Source organism: Rhodococcus sp. UNC363MFTsu5.1, from assembly GCF_000686785.1.
Taxonomy (GTDB): domain Bacteria; phylum Actinomycetota; class Actinomycetes; order Mycobacteriales; family Mycobacteriaceae; genus Rhodococcus_G; species Rhodococcus_G maanshanensis.
Genome location: NZ_JMLO01000001.1, coordinates 432,338 through 459,181 on the forward strand (window position 1 = coordinate 432,338; position 26,844 = coordinate 459,181).

General features: G+C 70.0%; 22 protein-coding genes and 1 pseudogene. 17 read left to right on the plus strand and 6 right to left on the minus strand.

The genetic code is table 11. The annotated features are described in order from the left end of the window. Positions 1 to 15: 15 nt before the first annotated feature. Positions 16 to 999, plus strand: a complete 984-nt coding sequence (locus tag BR31_RS27185) for a tellurite resistance/C4-dicarboxylate transporter family protein (RefSeq protein ID WP_051636879.1) — start codon at positions 16 to 18, stop codon at positions 997 to 999. Here the strand turns inward: BR31_RS27185 and BR31_RS0102060 are convergent. Further along, on the minus strand, positions 996 to 2,351 hold the full coding sequence (locus tag BR31_RS0102060) for a DUF349 domain-containing protein (protein ID WP_027499493.1): 1,356 nt from the start codon (positions 2,349 to 2,351) through the stop codon (positions 996 to 998). The genes BR31_RS27185 and BR31_RS0102060 overlap by 4 nt on opposite strands. 161 nt (positions 2,352 to 2,512) lie before the next feature. Between BR31_RS0102060 and BR31_RS0102065 the strand changes: the two genes are divergently transcribed. From BR31_RS0102065 to BR31_RS0102110, 10 genes are all read left to right on the plus strand, one after another. After that, on the plus strand, positions 2,513 to 3,226 hold the full coding sequence (locus tag BR31_RS0102065) for a class III extradiol ring-cleavage dioxygenase family protein (RefSeq protein ID WP_027499494.1): 714 nt from the start codon (positions 2,513 to 2,515) through the stop codon (positions 3,224 to 3,226). A 2-nt stretch (positions 3,227 to 3,228) separates the two neighbouring features. Next, a complete protein-coding gene (gene miaA, locus BR31_RS27190) occupies positions 3,229 to 4,140 on the plus strand; it encodes a tRNA (adenosine(37)-N6)-dimethylallyltransferase MiaA (protein ID WP_037175383.1) in 912 nt (303 codons plus the stop codon). Then, positions 4,137 to 4,982 (plus strand): TrmH family RNA methyltransferase, encoded by an 846-nt coding sequence (locus BR31_RS0102075; RefSeq protein WP_051636880.1) that lies wholly within the window; start codon positions 4,137 to 4,139, stop codon positions 4,980 to 4,982. Before miaA ends, BR31_RS0102075 begins: the two co-directional genes overlap by 4 nt. A gap of 134 nt (positions 4,983 to 5,116) precedes the next feature. Next, positions 5,117 to 5,986, plus strand: coding sequence for a diaminopimelate epimerase (dapF, locus tag BR31_RS0102080; protein WP_027499496.1), 870 nt, complete (start codon positions 5,117 to 5,119; stop codon positions 5,984 to 5,986). A gap of 45 nt (positions 5,987 to 6,031) precedes the next feature. Beyond that, positions 6,032 to 7,531, plus strand: coding sequence for a GTPase HflX (gene hflX, locus BR31_RS0102085; protein WP_027499497.1), 1,500 nt, complete (start codon positions 6,032 to 6,034; stop codon positions 7,529 to 7,531). A gap of 86 nt (positions 7,532 to 7,617) precedes the next feature. Further along, positions 7,618 to 8,565, plus strand: coding sequence for a hypothetical protein (locus tag BR31_RS27195; RefSeq protein ID WP_037175384.1), 948 nt, complete (start codon positions 7,618 to 7,620; stop codon positions 8,563 to 8,565). Continuing rightward, on the plus strand, positions 8,558 to 9,613 hold the full coding sequence (locus BR31_RS0102095) for a hypothetical protein (protein WP_027499498.1): 1,056 nt from the start codon (positions 8,558 to 8,560) through the stop codon (positions 9,611 to 9,613). Before BR31_RS27195 ends, BR31_RS0102095 begins: the two co-directional genes overlap by 8 nt. A 118-nt stretch (positions 9,614 to 9,731) precedes the next feature. Next, the gene (locus BR31_RS0102100) at positions 9,732 to 10,790 is read left to right on the plus strand and encodes a beta-ketoacyl-ACP synthase 3 (RefSeq protein ID WP_027499499.1); all 1,059 of its coding nucleotides are present in this window, start codon (positions 9,732 to 9,734) and stop codon (positions 10,788 to 10,790) included. 13 nt (positions 10,791 to 10,803) lie between these two features. After that, positions 10,804 to 12,132, plus strand: a complete 1,329-nt coding sequence (locus BR31_RS0102105) for an alpha/beta hydrolase (protein ID WP_027499500.1) — start codon at positions 10,804 to 10,806, stop codon at positions 12,130 to 12,132. 59 nt (positions 12,133 to 12,191) lie between these two features. Beyond that, positions 12,192 to 13,202 carry a PHP domain-containing protein gene (locus BR31_RS0102110; protein ID WP_027499501.1) on the plus strand — a complete coding sequence of 337 codons (1,011 nt, stop codon included), beginning with the start codon at positions 12,192 to 12,194 and terminating at the stop codon, positions 13,200 to 13,202. Positions 13,203 to 13,517: 315 nt separating this feature from the next. Here the strand turns inward: BR31_RS0102110 and BR31_RS27205 are convergent. Continuing rightward, positions 13,518 to 14,117, minus strand: a pseudogene (locus BR31_RS27205) (pyridoxamine 5'-phosphate oxidase family protein); the annotation flags it as partial. A gap of 188 nt (positions 14,118 to 14,305) precedes the next feature. Between BR31_RS27205 and BR31_RS0102125 the strand changes: the two are divergent. Next, complete coding sequence (locus BR31_RS0102125; protein ID WP_037175212.1) at positions 14,306 to 15,544, plus strand: uracil-xanthine permease family protein; 1,239 nt, start codon at positions 14,306 to 14,308, stop codon at positions 15,542 to 15,544. A 121-nt stretch (positions 15,545 to 15,665) separates the two neighbouring features. Then, positions 15,666 to 16,811, plus strand: coding sequence for an acyl-CoA dehydrogenase family protein (locus tag BR31_RS0102130; RefSeq protein WP_027499503.1), 1,146 nt, complete (start codon positions 15,666 to 15,668; stop codon positions 16,809 to 16,811). 78 nt (positions 16,812 to 16,889) lie between these two features. Here BR31_RS0102130 and lexA read toward each other — a convergent pair whose 3' ends face one another. Further along, positions 16,890 to 17,621, minus strand: coding sequence for a transcriptional repressor LexA (gene lexA / locus BR31_RS0102135; protein ID WP_027499504.1), 732 nt, complete (start codon positions 17,619 to 17,621; stop codon positions 16,890 to 16,892). 187 nt (positions 17,622 to 17,808) lie between these two features. On the opposite strand from lexA, the gene BR31_RS27210 reads away from it, so the two are divergent. Continuing rightward, complete coding sequence (locus tag BR31_RS27210; protein WP_156042333.1) at positions 17,809 to 18,258, plus strand: LysM peptidoglycan-binding domain-containing protein; 450 nt, start codon at positions 17,809 to 17,811, stop codon at positions 18,256 to 18,258. Positions 18,259 to 18,366: 108 nt separating this feature from the next. Then, positions 18,367 to 18,831, plus strand: a complete 465-nt coding sequence (nrdR, locus tag BR31_RS0102145; RefSeq protein WP_027499505.1) for a transcriptional regulator NrdR — start codon at positions 18,367 to 18,369, stop codon at positions 18,829 to 18,831. A 2-nt stretch (positions 18,832 to 18,833) separates the two neighbouring features. Here the strand turns inward: nrdR and hrpA are convergent, their stop codons facing one another. Then, positions 18,834 to 22,742 carry an ATP-dependent RNA helicase HrpA gene (gene hrpA, locus BR31_RS0102150; RefSeq protein WP_027499506.1) on the minus strand — a complete coding sequence of 1,303 codons (3,909 nt, stop codon included), beginning with the start codon at positions 22,740 to 22,742 and terminating at the stop codon, positions 18,834 to 18,836. A gap of 73 nt (positions 22,743 to 22,815) precedes the next feature. Here hrpA and BR31_RS27215 point away from each other — a divergent pair, with 73 nt between their 5' ends. Together BR31_RS27215 and BR31_RS0102160 are read left to right on the plus strand one after the other, a co-directional pair. Further along, positions 22,816 to 23,517, plus strand: a complete 702-nt coding sequence (locus BR31_RS27215) for a Pr6Pr family membrane protein (protein WP_051636883.1) — start codon at positions 22,816 to 22,818, stop codon at positions 23,515 to 23,517. A gap of 35 nt (positions 23,518 to 23,552) precedes the next feature. Beyond that, positions 23,553 to 24,746, plus strand: a complete 1,194-nt coding sequence (locus BR31_RS0102160) for an aminotransferase family protein (protein ID WP_081830296.1) — start codon at positions 23,553 to 23,555, stop codon at positions 24,744 to 24,746. 18 nt (positions 24,747 to 24,764) lie between these two features. Here the strand turns inward: BR31_RS0102160 and BR31_RS0102165 are convergent, their stop codons facing one another. Next, positions 24,765 to 25,742, minus strand: a complete 978-nt coding sequence (locus BR31_RS0102165) for an Acg family FMN-binding oxidoreductase (protein ID WP_027499508.1) — start codon at positions 25,740 to 25,742, stop codon at positions 24,765 to 24,767. Positions 25,743 to 25,880: 138 nt separating this feature from the next. Next, a complete protein-coding gene (locus BR31_RS0102170; RefSeq protein ID WP_051636884.1) occupies positions 25,881 to 26,843 on the minus strand; it encodes a TauD/TfdA family dioxygenase in 963 nt (320 codons plus the stop codon). Position 26,844 lies beyond the last annotated feature (1 nt).

Genomic DNA, 26,844 nt, shown 5'->3' on the forward strand with positions numbered 1-26,844 from the left:
CGTCATGCTGAGTCCGTGCCAAGTCGCCATCAGGAGCTAGTCGCCGCGGACCGCGCTCTGAGTGCGGTGCCGCCGGGCGCCGGTGCCGCCGCCATGGCCACCGGGATCGTCTCGGTCGCGCTCCATCTGGCGGGTATCGAGTGGTTCTCCAGGATCTGGCTGCTCATCGGGATCGGCATCTGGGCGATGCTCGTCGGCATCTTCCTCTGGCGGCTCGTCGGCGATCGGGCCCGCTGGGAATCGGAGGCCGACACCCCGGCCGCCCTCACCGCGGTCGCGGCGACCACGGTCCTCGGCACCCGGGTCGCCCTGCTCGGCTGGGACGCGATCGCGGTGCTCGCGCTGTGCCTGGCAGCCCTGGTGTGGGTGTCGCTGATGCCCGCGGTGATCGGTCACTGGACCGGACCGACTGTCGGGGCGCACTTCCTGCTGTGCGTGGCGACGCAGGGACTGGTGGTCCTCGGCGCAACCCTCGCGGTCGCGCTGCACGAGCCTTCCCTGACCGCGGTCGCGGGGGCGCTGTTCGTTCTCGGCCTCGTCGCCTACGCGGTGGTCTTCGCCCGCTTCTCGTTCGTGCAGTTCAGGGTCGGGGCGGGTGACCACTGGGTGTGCGCGGGCGGGCTGGCCATCAGCGCTCTCGCTGCGGGCAAGCTCGTCGTCGCGATGGACGCGGCAGGCTGGAACGGCTGGCCGCACACCGTCATCCGGGTCGGCGCCGCGGTGATCCTGGCCCTTGATCTCGCCGGGTACGCGGCGCTGGTGATCTGCGAGATGCGGTGGCCCCGCCTCGGATTCGACGTCCGGCGCTGGTCGACCGCGTTCCCGATGGGGATGACCGCCGCGGCAACGATCACGGTCGCCGCCGCGATCGGAGCGCCCTGGCTCAGATGGGTCGGGCTGGTGCTGATCTGGCCCGCGGTGGTGGTGTGCGTGATCCTGCTGGTGGCCTCGGCCCGGCACCTGGTGTCCGCGGGAGCCGCGGACACCAGGGCAGGCTAGCGTCCGTTGACCGCGCCCTCGGCGGCCTCGGCCCACTCGCGCCACTGCTGAGCCTGGGCCAGTGCCTTCTCCGCGTCCTTGGTCTTGCCTGCGGCGGTCGCCTTCGCGGCCTGGTCCTCGAACTGGGCGACCCGCTCGCGGAACTGGGCGGCCCTGGCCATTGCCTCGGGATCGGTCCGGCGCCACTGGGAATCGACGGCGTCGCGAACCTGCTTCTCGATCGCGCGCAGCTTGCCCTCGAGATCGTGCATGCGCTCGCGCGGCACCTTCCCGATCGCGTCCCACTTGTCCTGCAGCTCGCGCAGGGCGGTGCGGGCGGACTCGAGGTCCTTCTCGGGATCGATGTTCCCGTACTCGCGCAGCAACGCCTCCTTCGCGGTGGCGTTCTCGTCGAACTCGGCATCGCGCTCCGACGCGGCGGCGTTGCGGGCCGCGAAGAACACGTCCTGGGCGCCCTTGAACCGCTTCCACAGGGCGTCGTCGGCATCGCGTGGCGCCCGCCCGGCGGCCTTCCATTCGGTCAGCAGGTCGCGGAAGGCGGCCGCGGTCGGGCCCCAATCGGTGGAGTCCGACAAGGCCTCCGCACGGACGACGAGCTCCTCCTTGACGACCTTCGCCGAGGCGCGGTCGCGGTCGAGCTCCGCGAAGTGCGCGCCACGACGCCTATTGAACGCCTCCCTGGCCTTCGAGTACCGCTTCCAGAGCGCGTCGTCGACCTTGCGGTCCACCCCGCGGATCGTCTTCCACTCCTCGAGGATCTCGCGCAGCCGATCGCCCGCGGCCTTCCACTGGGTGGACTCGGCGCCGATCTGCTCCGCCTCGGCGGCGAGCTCCTCCTTGCGGTGGGTGTGCTCCTCCCGCTCGTGCTCGCGTTCGACCTTCGCGGCCGCCGCGGCCTGGTCGGACTCCGCGACGATCACGTCCAGCCTGCGTGCGAGTGCGTCGATGTCGCCGATGACCGCGGCCGTCGGCAGCGACTCCGCGAGCGCGACGGCGGCGGCCTTGGTCTTCTTCGCATCTCCGGCACCCGAGGCGAGCCGGGCCTCCAGCAAGGCGACCTCGGTGGCCAGGTCGTCGTAACGGCGACCGAAGTGGGCCAGGCCCTCGGCCGCGTCGCCTGCCTGCCAGGAACCGATCTGGCGCTCGCCCTCGGCGGTCTTGACCCAGGCGGTGCCGTCCTCGTCCACCCGGCCGAAGAGGCTGGGGTCGCTCGGCGGTGCCAGGGTCGGCGGGTGCGTCACGGCGGGGGCGGGTCCGGCGGCCGACGGCTTGATCGCGCCGGGCTTGGGGGCTCCGGGCTTGGGTGCTCCGGGCTTGGGGGCGCCTGGCTTGGGTGCGCTGCTGTCGGTCATGACTCCTCATCTCTGCCGCGCGTCACGGCTGCCGGTGCGTCGTAGGTCTCGGTGCCACTCGTACGTGTGGGTTCCATTCAACCCGCTGCAAGTGGCCAGGACTATTGAAACAGGTCAGACCCCGAAGTCGGGGATTCCGCCGTCGACTACCGTGGCCCAGTGTGTTCACCGCCGCGGCTCTCGTCCCCTCGCCACCCCTGCTGATACCCGAGTTGGCGGGCGGCGCGGCGGCGGAGACCGACGAGCTGCGGGTGGCCTCGAGGGGCGTGGCCGCCCGGCTCGGCGCGCTCGCGACGCGCTGGACCGCGATCGGCGTCGGACGCACGGAATGCGAGATCCCGGCGACCGCGGCGGGGACCTTCCGCGGCTACGGGGCGGACGTGCGGGTCGCGCTGTCGCCTGCCGCCTCGGGTCTGGACCCGGAGCTGCCGCTGGCCGCCCTGATCGCCGGCTGGCTGCGCGCCGCGGCCCCGACCGAGACCGTGGTGGACGCGATCATCGTGGCCGAGGACACCTCGCCGGTGTACTGCGCCGAGCTCGGCGCCCGGCTGCGTGATCGCCTCGAGGCCGACCCGCAGCCCCACGGCGTGCTGGTGATCGCCGACGGTGCCAGGACGCTGACGGCCAAGGCGCCCGGCTCGTTCGACGAGCGGGCACCCGAGGCGCAGGCCGAACTGGACCGGGCGCTGGACTCGGGAGACGCCGAGTACCTGGCGGAACTCGATCCGGTGGCCTGCCTCGACATCGGGATCGAGGGGCGTGCGGCCTGGCAGGTGCTCGCGGGGCTGTTCGGTGGCGAACCGAGCGAGTGCCGGACCTACTACCGTGGCGCGCCCTACGGCGTCGGCTACCACGTCGGCATGTGGTTGCCGTGACCGTGCGTACACCGGTACCGATCGCGGTGGTCGGCCCGACCGCGACCGGCAAGTCGGACCTCGGGCTCGACCTCGCGGAGCGGCTCGGCGGCGAGATCGTCAACATCGACGCCATGCAGCAGTACCGCGGCATGGACATCGGCACCGCCAAGCTGCCACCGGACCAGCGCCGCGGCATCCCGCACCACCAGCTCGACGTGCTCGATGTCACCGAGACGGCCACCGTCGCCAACTATCAGAGTTCGGCCAGGGCTGACGTCGAGGCGATCGCAGGCCGTGGCGCGGTGCCGATCATCGTCGGCGGTTCGATGATGTACGTGCAGTCGTTGCTCGACGACTGGTCGTTCCCCGCAACCGATGCAACGGTTCGGGCGCGCTGGGAGGCGGTGCTCGCGGAGCGCGGTGTCGCGGGGGTGCACGCGGAACTCCTCAAGGCGGACCCCGAGGCCGCCGCGACGATCCTGCCGACCGACGGCAGACGGATGGTGCGGGCCCTCGAGGTCGTCGAGCTGACCGGCAGGCCGTTCGCCGCTTCCGCCCCCGCGATCGGCGAACCGCGTTGGGGGACCGTTATTCTCGGCGTGGATCGCGACACAGCGGAACTCGATGAACGAATCGGGCTGCGCACCCGGTTGATGTTCGAGGGCGGGCTCGTCGAGGAGGTGCTCGGCCTGATCGAGGTGGGGCTGCGCGAGGGTGTGACGGCCCCGCGGGCCATCGGCTACGCCCAGGTGCTGGCCGCGCTCGACGGTGAGTACGACATGGAGCAGGCAAGGGAACGGACGCTGATCGGGACCAGGCGGTACGTGCGCAGGCAGCGTTCCTGGTTTCGTCGCGACCAGCGGGTGCACTGGCTAGACGGCGGTGACCGCGATGTGATCTCTAGAGCAATGACGATTGTGGGGAGCCAGTGAGCAAGAAGCCGGTGAGCAGACTCGCGGCCCGTGACGCGCGGGTCACGGTGCGCAACGCGCGCTTTCAGCAGTGGGAGTCGTACCTGAACACCCGCGCCAAGCGGACGAAGTCGGCGCGGTTCCTGATCCAGGGTGTGCGACCGCTGACGCTCGCGATCGAGCACGACTGGCCGTTGGAGGCGCTGCTGTACCGCATCGACGGACCGCCGCTCTCGTCATGGGCCCGCGGGGTGCTCGCCGGTTGGCAGCACGAGAAGGTCGGCGTCAGTGGCGAACTCATGGCGGAGTTGGGGGAGAAGGACGCCTCGCCCGAGCTGATCGCGGTCGCGAAGCAGCGGCACCGCGGGCTGGGCTCGCTCGCCCTCGGCGGTGGGTCGCCCCTGCTGGTGGTGTTCGACCGGCCGTCCTCGCCCGGCAACCTGGGCACCCTCATCCGGTCGGCCAACGCCTTCGGTGCTGACGCGGTGATCGTCGCAGGCCACGCGGCCGATCCCTACGACCCGCAGTGCGTGCGCGCCTCGACGGGTTCGCTGTTCGCGGTGCCCGTGCTGACGGTCGCCGATGCGGACGAGGTACTGGCCTACCGGGCTCGGGTCCGCGACGGCGGAACCGAGCTGCGGATCGTCGGCACCGACGAGGCAGGCGACGTGGCGATCTTCGAGCACGACTTCACCGGAGGCACGATCTTGGTCATCGGGAACGAGACCCGTGGGATGAGCGCATCCTGGCGCGCGGCATGCGATGTCACCGTGAACATTCCGATCGGCGGCGCGGCCAGCTCACTCGGTGCACCGAGCGCGGGCGCGGTCTGCCTCTACGAGATTGCGAGGCAGCGTCGATGAGCGACGAATGGGATTCGGACTGGACCTCGCGTCCCGATGGGTCGGCGGCAGCCCTCGCCGGCAGGCTCGCCGCGCGGATGGCGCTGTTCGCCGGGGTCGGCGAACCGTACCCGCCGCTCGGTAGCATGATCGGCATGGAATTCAGCAAGGGCCACGGCACCGAGAACGACTTCGTGGTGCTGCCGGACCTCGACGCGCGGCTTGATCTGCGCGCCGATCGGGTGGCCGCGCTGTGCGACCGTCGTCGTGGACTCGGCGCCGACGGCGTCCTGCGGGTCGCCAGGGCGGGCGCCCTGCGCGCGGCAGGCGTCCTCGACGCGCTGCCCGAGGGCGTCGGCGACGACGACTGGTTCATGGACTACCGCAACGGCGACGGTTCGATCGCCGAGATGTGCGGCAACGGGGTCCGGGTTTTCGCGCACTATCTCCGGGCCACCGGCCTCGAGGGAGCGGCCGAGTTCGTGGTCGGTAGCCGCGCCGGCGCAAGGCCCGTCGTCGTGCACAGCTGCGACGGGTGGACCGCCGACGTGAGCGTCGGGATGGGCACGGTCACCGAGCTCGGGATCTCCAGCGCCACCGTTGGCGGTCAGACGTTCACCGGGCTGGGCATCGACGTTGGCAATCCGCACCTGGCCTGCGTCGAGGACTCGCTCACCGCGGACAAGCTCGCCGCGCTCGACCTGACCGCGGCGCCCGAGTTCGCGGCGGACTTCTTCCCGCACGGGGTGAACATCGAGATCCTCACCCCGTTGGTCGACGGAGTGGTCGACATGCGCGTCTATGAGCGTGGGGTCGGCGAGACACGATCCTGCGGCACCGGCACCGTCGCGGCCGCCGCCGCGGCGCTGCGGGCCGACGGGCGCGAGGAGGGCGAGGTCCGGGTGCGGGTGCCGGGTGGCGAGGTCCTGGTCGCGGTGCGCGATGGCGCGGCCGAACTGCGGGGGCCGTCGGTACTGGTCGGTTCCGGGCGCATCGACGACGACTGGTGGAACGCGCTCGCCTAAATGCACGTGCACCGGGAGGGTCGGTCGTGGGACCATGGGTCCTGTATGACGAAATCACCGCGTATCACCAAGACACCGATCCTCGATCATCTCGACGCCGATCATCACGGCGCCGATGACCGCGACGCAGGCGACCACGACACCGGCTGGACGGGCCACGACCCGTCGGTCGGCGAGATGCAGTTGGACGAGCGCGCAGCGCTGCGCAGGGTCGCCGGACTGTCCACCGAGCTCACCGACATCACCGAGGTCGAGTACCGACAGCTCCGCCTCGAAAGGGTGGTGTTGGTCGGCGTCTGGACCCAGGGCACCGTTGCTCAGGCCGAGGCCAGCATGGCCGAGCTGGCCGCGCTCGCCGAGACCGCGGGTTCGGAGGTGCTGGAGGGGCTCGTGCAGCGGCGCGACAAGCCCGATGCGGCCACCTACATCGGCTCGGGCAAGGCCAACGAGCTGCGCGAGGTGGTGCTCGCAACCGGAGCCGACACGGTCATCGCGGACGGCGAGCTGACCCCGGCCCAGCTCAACGCGCTGGAGAAGGTGGTCAAGGTCAAGGTCATCGACCGGACCGCGCTGATCCTCGACATCTTCGCCCAGCACGCCACCTCCAGCGAGGGCAAGGCGCAGGTCGCGCTCGCGCAGATGCAGTACATGCTGCCGCGGCTGCGCGGCTGGGGTGAGTCGATGTCCCGGCAGGCAGGCGGCCGCGCGGGCAAGGACGGCGGCGTGGGAACGCGAGGACCCGGCGAGACCAAGATCGAGACCGACCGCCGCCGGATCCGCGAGCGGATGGCGAAGCTGCGTCGCGAGATCAAGGAGATGAAGGGCGCCCGCGACACCAAGCGCACCAGGCGGCTGCGCAACGAGGTGCCCTCGGTCGCGATCATCGGATACACCAACGCGGGCAAGTCCAGCCTGCTCAACTCCCTCACCGGCGCCGGCGTGCTGGTGCAGAACGCACTCTTCGCCACCCTCGATCCGACCACCCGCAAGGCCGAGTTCGAGGACGGTCGCCAGTACGTGCTGACCGACACCGTCGGGTTCGTGCGGCACCTGCCGACGCAGCTGGTCGAGGCCTTCCGGTCGACGCTGGAGGAGGTCGCCGATGCCGACCTGCTGTTGCACGTCGTCGACGGATCCGATCCGTTGCCGACCGACCAGATCAAGGCGGTGCGCGAGGTGGTCACCGAGGTGCTCCGCGAGACCGACTCGCCCGCGCCGCCGGAATTGTTGGTGGTCAACAAGATCGATGCCGCTGACCCGGTGACGCTCACCCAGTTGCGGGGGCTCCTGCCCGGGGCGGTGTTCGTCTCCGCCCGGACCGGCGAGGGGATCGCCGAGCTGCGGGAGCGGCTCGCGGAGATCGTGAAGGCGCCGGAGGTGGAGGTCACCGTGCTGGTGCCGTACACCCGCGGCGACCTGGTGGCGCGCATCCACGCGGATGGACGAATTCTCGGGTCCTCGCACGAGGCGGAAGGCACACTGGTGCGCGCGAAGGTGCCGGAGGCGCTGGCCTCCGCACTCCGGGAGTACCGACACAGCGCCTGACCGGACGGGAATGGACATGATGGAACCGGGCGCTGCTGCCTGTCTCGATGCCGCGGGCACCGCGGCCGGATCTGCCGGGCGCGCCCGTGCGTAGCCGGCTGACGGTCCTCGCGCTGGCGGTGGTCGGGTCGGCCGTTGTCGCCGCGGCCCCGGCGGGGGCCGCGCCGGGATCGAGCGGGCCCACCGGCTCCGCAGGGTCCTCGTCGGGTTCCGCGGCGTCGGACGCGCGCTTCGAGACGCTCTGCACCCCAACCGATCCCGGGCTCGCGGAGATCTCCGGACTGGTCTCCACCGGCGACAAGATCTACGCGATCGGGGACAGCGGCACCGACGACGAGGTGTGGGTGCTCGACGACGACTGCCGGGTCACCGGCACGGTGGCCGTGCCGCCGACCCCGGTCGACGTCGAGGACATGGCGATGGCGGGCGGCCGGCTCTGGCTCTCGGACACCGGCGACAACAACAGGGTTCGCCAGCAGGTGTCGCTGACCGACCTGGATCCCGTCACCGGAGCCGGCTCGATGCACCGGCTCACCTACCCGGACGGCCCGCACGATGCGGAGACGCTGCTGGTCGGCAGCGATGGGCGGCCGGTGATCGTCACCAAGGAGATCCTCGCGGCCAGCGGCATCTACCGCCCGGCAGGCGGCGCGACCCTTGACCAGCTCGGCCCGGGCCCGGCGCCGATGGAGCGCATCGGGCAGATCGCCTACGCGCCCACCGACACCCCCGGCAGCCCGATGCCGGTCGCGGGGTCGATCCTGGTGACCGGCGGCGCGGTCAGTGCCGACGGCCGGGTCGTCGCGGTGCGTACCTACACGGACGTCTACCTCTACCCGGCGCCCGACGGCGACATCGCCGCTGCGCTGACCCGCACGCCGGTGCGGGTCCCGATGCCGAACCAGCCGCAGGGCGAGGCCATCGCCTTCACCCCGGACGGCGACCTGCTCAGCGCGTCCGAGGCGAACGGCGGCCCCCTGGCGCCGATCCAGGTGCTGCGCGGCGCCACCGCACTGGTCGACCTCGGTGCGTAGCCGCCTCGCGGCGGTGGCCGTCACCGTCCTGGCTTCGGCCGCCCTCACCGCGGCGCCCGCGTCGGCCCAGCCGAGCGCGGCCCCCGGTTCGATCGAGGCGGCCCCGGTCGAGTTCGAGAACCTCTGCACTCCAACGGATTCTGCGCTGGAGGAGTTGTCCGGTCTGGCGGCGACCGATGACGGGATCTACGCGGCGGCCGACAGCGGGACGGACGATTCGGTCCGGGTTCTCGACGATCAGTGCCGGGTGATCGGCACGTTGCCCCTGCCCGTCGACCCGTTCGACGTGGAGGACCTCGCGCAGGCGGACGGGCGGCTGTGGCTCTCGGACACCGGCGACAACGCCGGTGCGCGGGCCACCGTCGCGCTGACCGACATGGATACCGCCACCGGCGCGGGCACGTTGCGCCGGCTCACCTACCCGGACGGCGCCCACGACGCGGAGGCGATCCTCCTGGGCCGGGACGGGGTCCCGGTGCTGGTGACGAAGGAGCTGTTCGGAGCGAGCGGCATCTATCGGCCCGCGGGCGCGCTGCGCGCCGAGCAGCTGCCGAGCCCGGGACCGACCGCGTTGGAGCGGCTGGGGCAGATCGCCTTCGAGCCAACCGAGACGCCCGGCGGCCCGGTCCCGTTCGCGGGCTCGACCATGATCACCGGCGGCGCGGTCAGCGAGGACGGCACGGTGGTGGCGCTGCGCACCTACACCGACGTGTACCTGTACCCGGTGCCGGACGGCGACATCGTGGCGGCGCTGACCGGCGCCGAGCCGATCCGGGTGCCGATGCCGGACCAGCCGCAGGGCGAGGCCATCGCCTTCACCCCGGCTGGGGACCTGCTCAGTGCGTCCGAGGCGAACGGCGGACCGCTGCCGCCGATACGGGTCCTGTACGGGGCGACGGGTCTGGTCACCCCCACGGACGGGGAGGTCGGGATCGCCCTACAGGTGGACCGAGGGGCGCTGATCGCCGCGGGCGTCGGCGCGGGGCTCGTGGTCGGCGTCGGCGGCGCGCTGTGGTGGTGGGCCCGCTCGCGGCGTCGGCGGAACTGAACAGTTGTCGGGTACTGATCGGTAGGCTCCATCCGGTTCACGTGGCCGCCGGAGGGCGGGCAGTTCTCACGCCCGCCGAAGGTGGGCACATGTCACAGCGTCGAAGGGCAAGCACCAGATGGTCAACATTGCGGTCAAGAAGGGGCACGAGAACGTGTCACTGCTCGGGATCGGCGCCTACCGGCCCGAGCGGATCGTCAGCAACGCCGAGGTGTGCGAGGTCCTCGATTCGTCGGACGAGTGGATCTACGAGCGCAGCGGCATCCGCAACCGCCGTTGGATCAGCGGGGACGAGACCGCGAAGTCGATGGCCGTGGCCGCGGCGGAGCGCGCGATCCGCAACAGCGGCATCGACAAGGAGCAGATCGGCGCGCTGATCCTCGCCACCGGGAGCTGGAAGACGAAGATCCCGCACGGCGCCCCGCAGGTGGCACACGAGCTGGGGATCAACGGCATCGCGGCGTTCGACCTGGCCTCCGGCTGCGGCGGCTTCGGCTACGGACTCGGCGTGGCCACCGACATGATCCGGTCCGGGTCCGCCGAGTACGTCCTGGTCATCGGTGTCGAGACCATGTCCGTGGTGATGGAACCGACCGACCGCAACACCGCCTTCATCTTCGGTGACGGCGCGGGCGCGGTGGTGGTCGGCCCCAGCGAGCGGAACGGCATCTCGCCGACGGTGTGGGGCAGCGACGGCGAGAACTCCGCCGCGATCAGCCAGAACTACGACATCCCCGCCTACATGGACCGGGCGCAGGCTCTGCAGGCAGAGGGCCCGGACGGGGAGCAGGTCGGCCGCATGGTGGTGTCGATGGAGGGCCCCCGCGTGTTCCGGTGGGCGGCGATCACCCTGCCCAAGGCCCTCGGCAGCATCCTGTCGGAGTCCGGCGTCGCGATCGAGGACATCGAGGTCTTCGTCCCGCACCAGGCCAATGCCCGGATCAACGACCTGATGAAGAAGAACCTGGGCCTCGGGGACGACGTGCCGGTCGCCAACGACATCGAGAACACCGGCAACACCTCCGCCGCGTCGATTCCGCTCGCGATGGAGGAGATGCTGGTGACGGGCAAGGCGAAGGGCGGCCAGCTCGCCCTGCTGCTCGGCTTCGGCGCCGGCCTGAGCTACGCGGGCCAGGTCGTCACGCTGCCGCCGGTGCCTGCCGAAACGAGCTTCTGACCCGCCTAACCGGATGTCCGCCCATGCCGTGCTGAGTGCGCTGTCCCAGCTGTCGACGACCGGCGCCGTCGCCGTGACCGCTGTGGTCGTTCTCGGGGTCGGCGGGCTCGTCGGCGCGTGCACGGCGCTGCGAGGGTTCTCGATTCGGGTGTGGGGGGCGGTCGCCGGAATCGCCGCCGCGACCTCCGCCGGCATCGCGGCCGCAGTGTGGTCCGCACTGCGGCCGCTGCCCCCGCAGCTGTCGGTGCAGGGCTGTCTGGGGATCGCGGTGGGCGTCTTCGGTGTGGCCGCGGCCGCGGTCTGCCTGCTTCGTTCCCGGGGGCAGGGGAGGGTGATGCTCGCGTTCGCGACGGCAGCGGCGCTGCTCGCCTCCGGCGCCGCCGTGGTGAACGAGGATCTCGGCACCTTTCCCACGCTGGGTGCCGTGATCGGGCACCGTGCTCCTCCCGGCATGGTGGAGACGGACTTCGCCGCGGTGCCGGGGCCACAGCGCGAGGTCCAGGCGGGCGATCCCGTGGCCGGCGTCTGGCGCCCGCCGTTGCGTGCGGCCAGGGACGGGGTGCTCACGCACGTCGAGATCCCGGGCGCGGTGTCCGGCTTCGCGGCCCGTCCTGCGCTGCTCTACCTGCCGCCCGCCTATCTGGATTCCCCGCGGGCGGTACTCCCCGTGCTGGTACTCGTCGCGGGCAATCCCGGGAAGCCGGACGACTGGCTCGCCCTCGGCGCCCTGGCCGAGACGGTCACCTCGTTCGCCGCCGAACACGACGGGCTCGCCCCGGTGGTCGTCGTCCCGGACGCGCTCGGCGCCACCGATGCGCTGCCGCTGTGCCTGGATTCGCAGCTCGGAAACGTGGACACCTACCTGGCGCGGGACGTGCCCGACTGGATCGCGGGCCATCTCCAGGTGGACAGCGATCCCGAGCACTGGGCGATCGGGGGCTTCTCCTATGGGGGGACCTGCTCCGTCCAGCTGGCCGTCCGCCACCCGGACGTCTATCCGACCTTCGTGGACATCTCGGGTCAGGACGAGCCGTCCCTCGGTGACCACGCGAGCACGGTCGCCGCGACGTTCGGTGGCGACGAGTCCGCTTTCGCCGCGGTGAATGCTCGCGATGTGCTGGCTGCGAGCACCCTGCCGCAACTGGCCGGGGTGTTCGTCGCGGGCACCGACGACGAGGAGTACCGACCCCAGCAACAGCGCATGTTCGCGGCCGCGAGGGCGGCGGGGATGAACGTCCGCTACTACGAGCTGCCAGGGGGTCACAGCCCGCAGGTGTGGGGGCCGGCGCTGGCCCGGGAACTCGACTGGGTCGCCGAGCGCACCGGGTTGCTCGGGTCATAGGGCGGCGGCGTTGCCCGTAACCGGTGGCCAGGTCGGCACCGAAGGCCCAGGATGTACCCATGGAACCGGTCGAGGCGCTGCGTGAGATCGCATACTGGCTCGAGCGTTCGCGGGCCGAGACGCACCGCGTCAAGGCCTTCCGCAGGGCGGCCGACATCGTGGAGGCGTTGGCCCCGGAGCAGCGGGACCGGCTCGGTCGCACGGGCACCTGGGCCGCGCTGAGCGGGATCGGCCCGAAGACGGCCGCGGTGATCTCGGAGGCGTACGCAGGTGGAGTGCCCGCCTACCTGATCGAGGTGAGGTCGAAGGCCGTCCAGATCGGGGAGGGTGGGCGGGCGCTGCTCGCGGCGCTGCGCGGCGACCTGCACACGCACTCGGACTGGTCCGACGGCGGCAGTCCCATCGGGGAGATGATGCGCCGCGCCGCCATGGTCGGTCACGAGTACTGCGCACTGACCGACCACTCGCCGCGGCTGACGGTGGCGAACGGACTCTCCGCGGACCGGTTACGCCGCCAGCTCGAGGTGATCGCCGAGCTGAACTCGGAACTCGCGCCGTTCCGCATCCTGACCGGGATCGAGGTGGACATCCTCGAGGACGGTTCCCTTGACCAGGAGGAGGAACTGCTCGCCGAGCTCGACATCGTGGTCGCCAGCGTGCACTCGAAGCTCGCGATGGAGTCCGACGCGATGACCAGGCGGATGGTGCGGGCCGTCGCGAGCCCGCACGTGGACGTGCTCGGGCACTGCACGGGCAGGCTGGTCGAGGGCGCTCGAGGGACCAGGCCGGAGTCGAAGTTCAACGCGGAGGTCGTGTTCGAGGCCTGCCGCCAGTTCGGCACCGCGGTCGAGATCAACAGCAGGCCCGAGCGTCGTGATCCGCCCGCGCGACTGATCGAGCTGGCGCTCGAACGGGACTGCCTGTTCGCGATCGACACCGACGCGCACGCGCCCGGCCAGCTCGATTTCCAGGGTTATGGCTGCGAGCGCGCTCAGGCGGCCGGGGTCGAGGCAGATCGGGTGATCAACACCTGGACCGCCGACGACCTGATCGCCTGGACCCGGCAGTAGTTCCTTCGGTCACTCCTCGACGGTCGGCTCCGAAGCGGCCGCCCGTTTCGCCGGAGTGCGTGCGGCAGTGGTCTTCTGGGCGACGCTCTTCTTCACCGGGGTCCGTGAGGCCGCCGATGTCGCGGCGACCGCCTTGCGCGGAGCGGCCTTGCGGGCCGGGGCCTTTTTGGCGGCGACCTTTTTGGCTGGTGTCTTCGCCGCAGGAGTCTTTGTGGCCGAAGCACTTCCGGTGGCTGCCTTTCTCGCGGTCCGCTTTCGTGCGGGCGGCTCGATCGGCTCTTGCGCGGCTGGTGCGACCGGCTCCGGTAGTTCGTGCGGGGTGTCCTTCGCGTCGAAGTAGTCGCCGCCCTTGCGGCGAACGTCGTCGGTGCCCCAGGCACGATTCCGGTCGACCAGCTCCATCCGTGGGATGTGCTTGCGGCAGTGGATGTATGCCTCTTCGACGTCCACGACCACCCACCGCTCGGGGGTGCGGCCCTTGGCCTGCGCATCGGGCAGGTCGGCCAGCTGGGCGCGCAAGTCGACATCCTCGACGATGCGAGCCGATCCGTTGACGTGGAGACCGATCAGATCGCGGACGAAATCCATCATCAGGATCCCGACATGTGGGTTCTCCCTGATGTTGCCGAGGCTGGCCATCACCCCATTTCCGCGATACTCCGGATACGCGATGGTCCGCGGGTCGATGACATGGATGAAACCCGGTTCACCCGCCCTGAATGTGGAGTCGCATTCCCCGTGTGAATCGGCGGTCGCGACGAACGCCATTTCCTGCCGGGCCACGAACTCGATCATCGTCGGGTTCAGGTGATTGAGCATCTGATCGGAATAGAACCGCTCGGCACGTTCTGTGGTGCCGAATTCGTTCTGCAGTTCATGTTCGCCAACACTCCCCAAAGTGGGACGAATAGACATGGAACTCCTCGGGAACGGAAGTCACGGACCAGCTGGCCCGTTCATGCGCGGTAACGCTAGCCGAGGGGCCGATCGATCGCACCGTTTCGTCCCCGTGGGCGCGAATGCGGTGTCGCGAACTAGAATTGGCCCCCGTGGCTGAACAGGAGATAACGACGGGCGCCGGTGGATCTCGATTCGGCTGGCAAATGCACGGCGACGGCAAGAGGATCGCGGACGGTGCCGTCGTTGCACCCGACGAGCGGCTGTCGTGGCCCCGCACGGTCGGGATCGGCATGCAGCACGTGATCGCGATGTTCGGCGCGACGTTGCTGGTGCCGACGATCACCGGATTCCCGGTGACGACCACGCTCCTGTTCTCGGGCATCGGCACGGTGTTGTTCCTCGTCATCACCAGGGGCCGGATCCCGAGCTACCTCGGTTCGTCGTTCGCCTTCATCGCACCGCTCACCGCCTCCGCCGCGGACGGACCTGCGGCGCAGCTCGGCGCGGTGCTGGCCGTCGGCGTCGTGCTGATGTTGGTGGGCATCGTGGTCAAGCTCGCGGGCGCCCGGGTGCTCGACGCCGTGATGCCGCCGGTGGTGACCGGTGCCGTGGTGATGCTCATCGGATTGAACCTCGCGCCTGCCGCAGTCGGCTCGTTCCAGGCCCAGCCGCTGATCGCGGCCGTCACCCTCGTCGCGATCCTGGTCGTCACCGCGGCCGGACCCGGACTGCTCGGCCGGCTGGGAATCCTCGTCGGCGTCGTGATCGGGTGGGTTTTCGCCGCGGTGACCGGTGGCCTGTCGACCGAGCGGGTGGACGCGCTGCGTGAGGCGGCCTGGGTTGGCTTGCCGCACCTGCGCGGGCCGAGCTTCCAATGGTCGGCGATCGCGCTGGCGCTCCCGGTGGTGATCGTGCTGATCGCGGAGAACGTCGGTCACGTCAAGGCGGTCGCGGCGATGACCGGTCGGTCGCTCGACGACGTCGCGGGCGACGCGCTCTTCGCGGACGGGCTGGCCACCACCCTCGCAGGCGCCGGCGGCGGCTCGGGCACCACGACGTATGCGGAGAACATCGGCGTGATGGCGGCGACCAGGGTGTACTCCACTGCCGCCTACTGGGTGGCGGCGGCGACAGCGATCGTGCTCGCGTTCTCGCCGAAGTTCGGTGCCCTCGTGTTCACGGTGCCCGACGGTGTGATCGGCGGTGCCACCCTGGTGCTCTACGGGCTCATCGGGATCCTCGGCGTGCGGATCTGGATGGAGGCCAAGGTCGACTTCACGGATCCGGTGAATCTCACGGTGGTCGCCGCGGCGCTGGTGGCGGGCATCGGAAACCTCACCCTCATGGTCGGCTCGGTCGAGCTCGGCGGCATCGCGTGGGGCTCGGTCGGAATCCTCGTCGGATACCCCCTGATGCGGGCATTGGCACGGCTGCGGCGGTGACCTGCTCGCGCCGCCGCCCGGGTTCGCTGTTGGTCACAGAATGCGCTCGCTAGGGTCATCGACCGCCGAGTCGGCCGACGCCTAGCCTGGCAGGCAGCTACGTCGACACACAGGAGCCTTGATGGAACGCACGCTTTTCGAGCCCGAGCATCTTCTCTTCCGGGAGTCCTACCAGAAGTTTCTCGAGCAGGAGGTCGCTCCCAACCACGACAAGTGGGAAGAGCAGAACATCGTCGACCGCGAGGTCTGGAAGAAGGCGGGCGAGCAGGGCTTCCTCGGCATGGACGTGCCCGAGGAGTACGGCGGCGGTGGCGTCGAGGACTTCCGTTACAACGCCATCATCACCGAGGAGACCACCCGCGGTGGTTTCAGCGGCGTCGGCTTCATGCTGCACAACGACGTGGTGGCGCCGTACCTGCTCAAGCTGGCCAACGAGGAGCAGAAGAAGCGCTGGCTGCCCGGCTTCTGTTCCGGTGAGATCATCACCGCGATCGCGATGACCGAGCCCGGCACCGGCAGCGACCTGCAGAACATCAAGACCCGCGCCGTCCGTGACGGCGACCACTGGGTCCTCAACGGCTCGAAGACCTTCATCACCAACGGGATCAACGCCGACCTGGTGGTCGTTGTCGCGTGCACGGACCCGGACAAGGGCGCCCAGGGTTTCTCGCTCCTCGTCGTCGAGCGCGGCATGGAGGGCTTCGAGCGCGGTCGCAACCTGGACAAGATCGGCCTCAAGGCGCAGGACACCGCCGAGCTCAGCTTCACCGACGTGCGGGTCCCCGCGGCCAACCTCCTCGGCGAGGAGGGCATGGGCTTCATCTACCTGATGCAGAACCTCCCGCAGGAGCGCATGTCGATCGCCGTCGTCGCCGCCGCCGCGATGGAATCCTGCCTCGAGATGACGATGCAGTACGTCCGTGACCGCAAGGCATTCGGCAAGCCGATCGGCAGCTTCCAGAACACCCGCTTCGTGCTGGCCGAGCTCGCCACCGAGACCACCGCCGTGCGGATCCTCGTGGACAAGTTCATCGAGCAGCTCAACGAGGGCAAGCTCACCGTCCAGGAGGCCGCGATGGCCAAGTGGTGGACCACCGAGGCGCAGGTCAAGCTGATCGATCGCTGCCTGCAGCTGCACGGCGGTTACGGCTACATGCGCGAGTACCCGATCGCCAAGGCGTACATGGACTCTCGCGTGCAGACCATCTACGGCGGCACCACCGAGATCATGAAGGAGATCATCGGCAGGGGGCTGAACCTGTCCTGATCGGACGGAGACGACAAAGGCCGCGGCACTTCGGTGCCGCGGCCTTTCTCGTGCGTGCTCGGGTTCAGCCGCGTCAGATCAGATCTTGCGCATCACGGTGACGACCTTGCCGAGAATGGCCGCGTCGTTGCCGGGGATCGGTTCGAACAGCGGGTTGTGCGGCATCAGCCACACCTCGCCCTTGGTCCGCTTGAACGTCTTGACCGTGGCCTCGCCGTCGATCATCGCGGCCACGATGTCGCCGTTGTCGGCCACGCTCTGCTGCCGGACGACCACCCAGTCGCCGTCGCAGATCGCCGCCTCGATCATCGACTCGCCGACCACCTTGAGCAGGAACAACGATCCCTGGCCGACGAGCTCGCGGGGGAGGGGGAACACGTCCTCGACGGCCTCCTCGGCGAGGATCGGGCCACCGGCGGCGATCCGGCCGAGCACGGGGACGAAAGTCGGCTTCGGCAGCTGGGTCTCGGTGCCCTCGCCTGTCGGCTGCGCCGCGTTCTCGAAGCCGGCCTCGGTGTCGGAGGCCGCCACACCGTCGTCCAGCCCACGGACGTCGACGGCACGCGGGCGGTTGGGATCGCGGCGCAGGAAGCCCTTGCGTTCGAGGGTGCGCAGTTGGTGCGCGACCGAGGAGGTCGAGGTGAGGCCGACCGCATCGCCGATCTCGCGAATGCTCGGCGGGTAGCCGCGTTCGCTGACCGAGGCGCGGATCACCTCCAGGACCCGGCGCTGTCGATCCGTGAGCCCCGCCGCGAGGTCGGATCCGCCTGGGGTGGCGGCCGAGCCGTCGTTGGAGCTGTCGTCCTTCATGGAGGGCCTCCCGTGTCGATGTGGCTTCTGACACGAATCTAGACCGGATTCCAGCATGTTTCAAACATCTGTTCGAGATGTGTCGCGTCAAATCGGGACTTTGTCGGACCGCCGTGGTAGAAATCGAACATGCGTTCACTCGAACGTGTGAACGAATGCTTCGATCCGATCACTGGCGGAGGTTCCGATGAGCATGGCAGTCCCCATGAACAAGGCGGTCCCGAAGAACACGGTCCCGAATGGCGCGAGGTCGCGACAGGTCGTCGGGCGCCGCCCCCGGGTGGACGGCTTCGTCGAGTACCGCCGGGCGCCGATGGCGGTGTCCACGGCGGTCCACGGCAAGCGTGGGCAGGAGGGCGGGATCGGCGCGCTGCTCGTCGGGATGCTGCTGTCGGCGGTCGCCGTTGCCGGTCTGCTCGGGATCGCCCAGGCCCGGTCGAACCCGCAGTTCGCCCTCGGTGAGACCGCGGTGGTGCAGGTGCAGGGCGGGGAGACGCTCAGCGACGTCGCGACCCGCGTCGCGCCGGGGAGTCGTGTCGAGCAGGTCGTGGCGCGGATTCTCGACCTGAACGCCATGTCAGGAGCCTCGGTGCAGGCCGGTCAATCGCTGGTGGTGCCCGTCGGACCGGCGGACTGAACCCCGATGCGCGCCCTCGGGCGCCCCGCGGCGGTATCCTCGAACCCTGTCAGCCCCACCACATCCAGTGGTAGTACAGGGCTCCTCGGTTCCGACGAAGGATTCGCCATGCATTGCCCGTTCTGTAGGCATCCCGACTCGCGCGTGGTCGACTCTCGTGAAGCCGACGAGGGCAACGCCATTCGCAGGCGGCGGTCGTGCCCGGAATGCGGTCGGCGGTTCACCACTGTCGAGACCGCGGTGCTCTCGGTGGTCAAGCGCAGCGGCGTCACCGAGCCGTTCAGCCGCGAGAAGGTGGTCCGCGGCGTTCGGCGGGCCTGCCAGGGCCGGGCGGTCGACGAGGACGCGCTCTACAAGCTCGCCCAGAAGGTCGAGGAGGCCGTGCGCGCGGCCGGATCGGCCGAGATCCCCAGCAACGAGGTCGGGTTGGCGATCCTCGGGCCGCTACGGGACCTCGACGAGGTGGCGTACCTGAGATTCGCCTCGGTGTACCGCTCGTTCAGCTCCGCCGAGGACTTCGAACGCGAGATCAAGGACCTGCGCGTGCATCGCGAGGAATCCGCGAGCGACTGACCTCAGCGGGTGATCGCGGCGATCGCCTTTCGGATCCGCTTCTCGGACACGGGGTACGGGGTCCCGAGCGACTGCGCGAACAGGCCGACCCTCAGTTCCTCGATCATCCAGCGGACCGCATCCACGTCGGGGTCGTGATGTCGGCGCTCGTCCAGGCGCGCGAGCAGGCGGCCGTAGTCCTCGTATACCGCGTCCAGCACCACCAAACCCTGACTGTCGCGCCCCGCGCTCGCCGGGAGCGCCTCGAGGCGCCGAACGGCGCCCTCCAGGTACCGGGGCAGCTCGCGCAGCCGCTCGGTGCCGGTATCGGCGACGAATCCCGGGTACATCAGCGTTTCGAGCTGCTCGCGCACATCGTCGGCGGCCTCTCCCGTGGCGCGATCGAGGATCACGCGCAGCTCCTGGGCGCGGGTCAGTACGGGGACCACCAGCCGGACCAGTATCGCCACCCGGTTGGCGAGCTGGGCGCGCACGGCGGCCTGCAGCTTCTCGAAGGCCTCCGGGGTGCGGGTCGGTCCGCCGTTCGCGTCCATCAGCTCGTTCACAGCGCAGGCCCGGCAATCCTCGACCAGCGCCTCCACGCTGCCGTGCGGGTTCTGACTCAGCGCCAGTCGATCCCTGGTGCCGAGGCCGGAGATCGCGGTCTTGGTCGGGGTGACGATGGCGCTGAGCAGCAGGGCTCTCGTGCCCTCCCGCATAGCTTGGCGTTGCGCGAGCGGGGTGCTGAGGACCCGGACCGCGACACCCTCCTTCTCGGGGACGAGCGCCGGGTAGCCGACGACCTTCTGGCCCGCGATGGTGCGGGTCACGCTGTCGGGCAGCGTGCCGAGCGTCTCCGACGTCCAGACCGCGGCGGCCGGACGCTCGGTGCTCGAGGCGGCCTTGGCCACCTCGACGTCGACGCGGGGTGAGAGCGATGCGGAGAGCCCGGTCAGGCTCTTGCTCCTGCCGAGCACCTTCCCGGAACCGTCGACCGCCGCGAAGGTCATCCGCAGGTGGTCCGGGACCGCGCTCGGGTCGAAGTCGCGGGGCGAGATCGGGGCGCCCGCCATCCGGGACAGTTCGCGGGCGATCGCCACGGTCAACGTCTCGGACCGCGGTTTGACGGCCGACAGCGCCGCCTTGGCGTAGTCGGGGGCTGGGACCACGGTGCGGCGCAACGCTTTCGGCAGTGTCTTGATGAGTGCGGTGACCAGGTCCTCGCGCATGCCGGGGACCAGCCAGTCGAAGCCGACAGGACGGACCTGGGCGAGCAGCGCGACGGGGATGCGCGCGGTGACGCCGTCGTCCTCGGTGCCGGGTTCGAACTGGTAGGTCAGCGGGAACGAGATCTCGCCCTGGCGCCAGGTGTTCGGATAGTCCCCGCCGAGCACCCCGGCCGCATCGGCGTTGACCACGGTCGACGTCGTGAAGTTCAGCAGGTCCGGCTTCGTGCGTCGGGCGCGCTTCCACCAGGTGTCGAAATGCCTGGCGGACACGGCTTCCTGGCCGACGCGCTGATCGTAGAACTCGTAGAGGGCCTCGTCGTCGACCAGGATGTCGCGCCTGCGTGCCTTGGTCTCCATCTCCTCGACGTCCTCGAGCAGGGCCCGGTTCTGATGGAAGAACTTGTGCTGGGTCTGCCATTCGCCCTGCACCAGCGCGTGCCGGATGAACAGCTCCCGCGAGGTCTCGGGGTCGATCGAGCTGTAGGTGACCGCCCGCTTGGCGACCAGCGGGATGCCGTAGAGCGTCACCCGTTCGTACGCCATCGCGCAGGCGCGCTTGGTCGACCAGTGCGGCTCGGAGTAGGTGCGTTTGATCAGGTGCGGCGCCAGCTTCTCCGCCCACTCGGGCTCTATGCCTGCCGCCATCCTGCCCCAGAGCCTGGAGGTCTCGACCAGTTCGGCCGCCATCACCCAGCGCGGTGGCTTCTTGAACAGCGAGGAACCGGGGAACACCGCGAAACGGGCGCCACGGGCGCCGAGGAAGTCGCGCTTGTCGCCCTCGCGCAGCCCGATGTGGGAGAGCAACCCGGACAGCAGCGCCTGGTGCACCGAGGCCTCGCTCGCCGGCTGGTCGTTGCCGGTCCAGCCCAGCCCGCGGGTGATCTGCGCAAGCTGGCCGTGCAGGTCCTGCCACTCCCTGATCCGCAGCCAGTGCAGGAACTCGTTCTTACACATCTTGCGGAACTGGTTGGAGGACAGTTCCTTCCGCTGCTCGCCCAGGTATTCCCACAACTTGAGGTAGGCGAGGAAGTCGGAGCCGCCCACGGTGAACCTGGCGTGCTTCTCGTCGGCCGCCTGCTGGTGTTCGGCCGGCCGTTCGCGCACATCCTGGATCGACAGCGCCGCGACGATGATCAGCGTCTCGCGCAGGCACCCGGTGTTGTGGGCATGAGCGAGCATCCGCGCCATCCGGGGGTCCACCGGCAACTGGGCGAGCTCGCGCCCGACCGGGGTCAGCTCGGTGACGCCGCCCTTGGCACCCGGCTTGATCGCCCCGAGTTCCTCGAGCAGCGCGACGCCGTCACGGATGGCGCGCGGATCCGGCGCCTCCACGAACGGGAACGCGGCGATGTCGCCGAGGCCGAGGGCGGTCATCTGCAGCACCACCGACGCCAGGTTGGTGCGCAGGATCTCGGGTTCGGTGAAGGCCGGACGAGTCTCGAAGTCGTCCTCGGAGTAGAGCCGGATGCAGATGCCGTCGGCGACACGCCCGCAGCGCCCCGCGCGCTGGCGGGCCGAGGCCTGCGAGATCTCCTCGATCGGCAGCCGCTGCACCTTGGTGCGCACGGAGTACCGGGAGATGCGGGCGGTGCCGGGATCGACCACGTACCGGATGCCGGGGACCGTCAGCGAGGTCTCCGCGACGTTGGTCGAGAGCACCACCCGGCGGCCGGTGTGCCGCTCGAAGACCCGGTGCTGCTCGGCCGCGGACAGCCGGGCGTACAGGGGCAGGATCTCCGTGCCGCGCAGCTTGCGATCCCGCAGCGCGTCGGCGGTGTCGCGGATCTCGCGCTCACCGGAGAGGAACACCAGGATGTCGCCATCGCCCTCCCCGAGCAGTTCCTCGACGGCCTCGCCGACGGCGTCGACGGGGTCGCGATCGATGGTCTGCTCGCCGATGTCGACGCTCAGCGGCCGGTACCGGATCTCGACAGGGAAGGTGCGGCCCGAGACCTCCACGATCGGCGCGGGCACCCCGTTCACGGCGAAGTGCTGGGCGAAGCGCTCCGGGTCGATCGTCGCCGAGGTGATGATCACCTTCAGGTCGGGCCGCCTCGGCAACAGTTCCCGCAGGTACCCGAGGATGAAGTCGATGTTGAGGCTGCGCTCGTGCGCCTCGTCGATGATGAGCGTGTCGTACCGGCGCAGCATCCGGTCGCGCTGGATCTCGGCGAGCAGGATGCCGTCGGTCATCAGCTTGATCAGCGTGCCGTCCGAGACCTGGTCCGTGAAGCGGACCGTGTAGCCAACCGCCTCCCCGAGTGGGCTGTCCAGCTCCTCGGCGATGCGCTCGGCGACGGTGCGCGCCGCGATCCGGCGCGGCTGGGTGTGCCCGATCAGGCCGCGCACGCCTCGCCCGAGGTCCAGGCAGATCTTCGGGATCTGGGTGGTCTTGCCGGACCCGGTCTCGCCAGCGACGATGACGACCTGGTTCGCCGCGATCGCGGCGGCGATGTCGTCGCGGCGCAGGCTGACCGGAAGGTTGTCCGGGTAGCTGGTCTTCGGGGCGTTCGCGCGGCGCGAGGCGATCCTGGCCTCCGCCTGCGACACCTCGCGGAGGACGCCGGTGAGGGCCTCGGCGTTCGCGGTGCGGTCGAGGCGCCGTCGGAGCCGGTGCTCGTCTCGGAGGGTGAGGTTGGCCAGGCGGCGCTTGAGCTCGCGGCGGTCGAGGTCGGGCAGCTCGGGCGAAGGTGTGGTCGACATGCTCGGACCAGCCTATCGAAAGGCCGCCAGTCAAATACCGCTGCCCGCTGTTGCCCTGTGCGAACATCTGCGAGTGACTGCTGCCACGGAGACCTCGGTCCACCCCCACACGAACCCGATCTGGCGGGCGCTTCGGCTGGTGTTCGCCGGTCTCGGGATCCTCGCGCTGGTCTGGATCCCGCTGCGCAACATCGACAGCGAGACGTTCTCGACCACCAACTACTTCAGCTACTTCACCATCCTCAGCAACGTGCTGGCGGTGATCGTGCTCCTCGTCGGGGCGTTCGCCGACCCGCAGTCGCGGAACTGGCAGCTCTTCCGCGGTGCGGCGACCGTGTACATGGTCATCACCGGCATCATCTACGCGGTCCTGCTCGCCAATGTCGACGTGATGCTGCAGGACAAGTGGATCAACGTCCTGCTGCACGAGATCCTGCCGCTCGTGATCTTCCTGGATTGGCTGATCAACCCGCCGCGGATGCGGATCACCGACCGGCAGTCGATGACCTGGCTGTGGTTCCCGGTGGTGTACGGCGTCTACACGCTCATCCGCGGCCCGATCGTCGACTGGTACCCGTACCCGTTCATCGACCCCCGCACGCAGGGCTACCTGCAGATGTCCATCGGACTCGTGGTGCTGCTGTTGGCCATGGTGCTGATGTCGTTCGCGGTCAACGCCGCGGGCAGGCTCGCCCAGCGGTGGCGATACGGTGGAGCCGAGCGCCGGCTGACGGCGGACGAGATCGCCACCGGCGAGAGCGAGGAGATGGCGTGACGAACACCCAGGCACTGTGGCACGGATTCGCGGACATGGGCGCGGTGAGCGACGGCGGTCCGTTCGTCGTCAGCCGCGGCGAGGGCGCGTACATCTGGGACGACAAGGGCAACCGCTACCTCGACGCGACGGCGGGCCTGTGGTTCACCAACGTCGGGCACGGCCGTGCCGAGATCGCGGACGCGGTCGCCGAGCAGCTCAAGTCGATCGCGCACTTCTCCAACTTCGGCGACTTCGCTCCCGAGACCACCTTCGCGCTCGCCGAGCGCCTGTCCGCGATCGCGCCGGTGCCTGGTAGCAAGATTTTCTTCACCTCGGGTGGTTCGGACTCCGTCGACACCGCGGCCAAGCTGGCCCGGCGCTACTGGCACGAGATGGGCAAGCCGAACAAGCGCATCGTGGTCGGGCGGCAGAAGGCCTACCACGGCATGCACGTGGCGGGCACCGCGCTGGCGGGCATCCCGGTGAACCGGGAAGGCTACGGCGAGCTGATGCCGGATGCCAGGACGGTGGAGTGGGACAACGGCAAGAGCCTGCTCGAGCTCATCGAGCGGGAGGGCGCGGACACGATCGCGGCCTTCTTCGTCGAGCCGATCATCGGCGCGGGCGGGATCTACCTGCCGCCGCAGGGCTACCTCGCCGAGGTCAGGCAGATCTGCCGCGAGCACGACATCCTGTTCGTGGTCGACGAGGTGGTGACCGGTTTCGGCCGGATCGGCGGGTCGTGGTTCGCCTCGACGCGTTTCGATCTGCAGCCGGACATGGTGACCACCGCGAAGGGGCTCACCTCCGGATACGTCCCGATGGGTGCGGTGTTCATCGCGCCCCGGGTCGCCGAGCCCTTCTTCGCGGGCGGCGTGTGGTGGCGGCACGGATACACCTACGGCGGGCACGCGGGCGCGGCGGCCGCGGCGCTGGCGAACCTCGACATCCTCGAGCGGGAGAACCTGCTCGAGGAGTCCGCTCGGCTCGAGCGGTCGCTGCACGAGCACCTGTCGCCGCTGGCCGAGCACCCGCGGGTCGCGGAGGTACGGAGCGGACTGGGCGCGGTCGCGGCCGTGCAGCTCGCGGATCCGGCGGAGGCCTTGCCGTTCGTCAAGACCCTTCGGGAGTACGGCATCTCGGGTCGCGCGGCCGGCGTCGGCGCCATGCAGTTCTCGCCGTCGTTCGTGATGACCGACGACGAGGTGGCCGAGATGGCGGCGGGGGTTCTCAAGGCGCTCGGCTGAGCGTTCGCGCTCCGGAGCTCAGTGCAGGGTGAGCACATCCGCGGTCGACCGGCGGGGCGTGTGGCCCGCAGGCGGCGGGGAGGTGACCGAGCCGACTCGCAGCAGGACCTGAGGGAATCCGCCGTGTGGAGCCAGCCCCGCGATCATGTCCCGGCTCCGTTCGACGTCGGTGAGGTGCGTGAGCGGGCAGGTCGCCATCCCTCTCGACGTCGCCTCGAGCAGGACCGCGGACAGCGCCTGCCCGCATCGCGTCCAGGCCGCCGCCGTGTCGGAATCGGTGCTCAGCATCAGCACGGTGGACTGGTCGACGCCCGGCCGTGGCGTGGACTCCTGCCTGCCGGGATGCGGGAACGCTCGTCCGATCGAGACGCGCGCACTCTCGTCGGAGGTCGCCAGCGAATCGGGCGGTATCCCCTCGGTGGGGAGCGAGTGCCCCGCCCACCAGTGCAGCTCGGCCTGATAGTCGGAGTCATAGCGCCTGGCCGCGGCGCTCGCGTCGGTCGCCGCGGCCAGCGTCGTCCTCGCCTCGGGAGCGAGGACCGTCAGTGCGACACCGAACCTGCCCACGGGGTCAGCGAGGCCCTCGACCGGCCCAGCCGCAGCCGAGACCGGGTCGAAGGGCCTGCGGTCGGTGCGGCGATGGCGTATGGCGGAGACCAGGTCGAAGTCGTGTGAGCGCGGGGTCGCGTCCCGGTGGCATCGGATGGAGGCGACGAGCCGAGGAAGGCTGGGCTCCGGTAAGAGATCGATGTCCGATCGCCAGCGCAGTGAGGTGAGGGCGACTTCCACGTGGTGGAGCGCCGCGCCGCAGCTGATGTGCAGCTGGCGCCCGGAGGGATCGGTGGAGGGCAGGAGCCGGGTGCGGTCGCTGAACAGGTCGAGCCGACCTGAAGAGTATCGCCAGTGCCAGGGCTGGCTGTTGTGCACCGATGGTGCGCGGCACGCCAGATCGACCGCGCTCTGGATGACGCCGGTGTCCGGCCCCGCGGTGTCCATGACCGCCTCCTCGCCGTCGACCGGTGCCCGGGGAATCCCGTCTGGGAGCCTGCTCGGTACCGGACAGTCAATTATCTGCCAGGAGGATCCGCTTCGGCTAGGGCCTTACGACCCCATCCCGTGCTCGGCTCCGACGGTTCAGCGCTGCGGGATTCCCGATCGCAGCGGTTCCGCGACGCTGGGTGCGCTCGCGGCCGTCAGCCACAAGCGCAGCAGGTGCCTGCGCTTGTCGAGGTCGGGGTCGTCCCGGTAGGCGTTGCGTGCGTGCAGGATGCGGCCGTTGTTCAGGATCTGGACGTCGCCGGGTTCGAAGACCATCTCGACGTGGAAGTCGGCCTCGTTGGCGATGGCCTCGACGAGCTCGAGGGCCTCGTGTTGCTCCGCCGTCAGGCGGGGGGCCTGCGGGTGCCGTTGCGAGTCGCGGATGTACCAGCTGATGAAGAACAGGCGGGGCACCCCGCCGATGTCGTTCAGTGGAGCGAGTTCGAAGTACGGGGGGTCGCCCGCGGCCTCTTCACCGTTGCGGTCCCACGGCATGGGGGAGTAAAGGACCTCGAGGAGGTCCGGTCGCCGCCGCAGCACCTCGTTGTAGATCGCCGCCGAGCTGGCGATCCAACTCTCGCCTCCGGTGGCCGCCTTCTGCAGGCACAGCAGCGCGACCAGGTCGGAGCCGTCGGTGTGGAAATCCTGGCGTTCCCGTGTCCGGTAGAGCCGGACGGTGGGATCGGTCCTCGCGATCCGTTCGTCCCGGATGTGGGTGAGCACCGCGCCGTCGCGGTCCTGGCTCACCGGCTCCCCGAGCATGGATCCCAGCGCGAGATAGGCCCGCTCGATCTCGGCGGAGCTGAGCTCGTCCACGGGGAACCCGCGCAGCAGAACGAAACCGCATCCCGAGTTCAGCGTCTGCGCCCACTGGCCGCAGCGGGAGCGGAGGGTCGGGAACAGGCGTGACGCGTCGGCGGCGTCGGCTCTGGCCGCTTCGACGATCTCCGCACGCTCGGCCCCGGTGAGGACCACTGTCCACGTCGAACTGTCGGGGAAGTCCGATCGGTCCCAGACCGCGTCCGAAACCTGAGGTGATCGGAGCACATGATCGGTCATG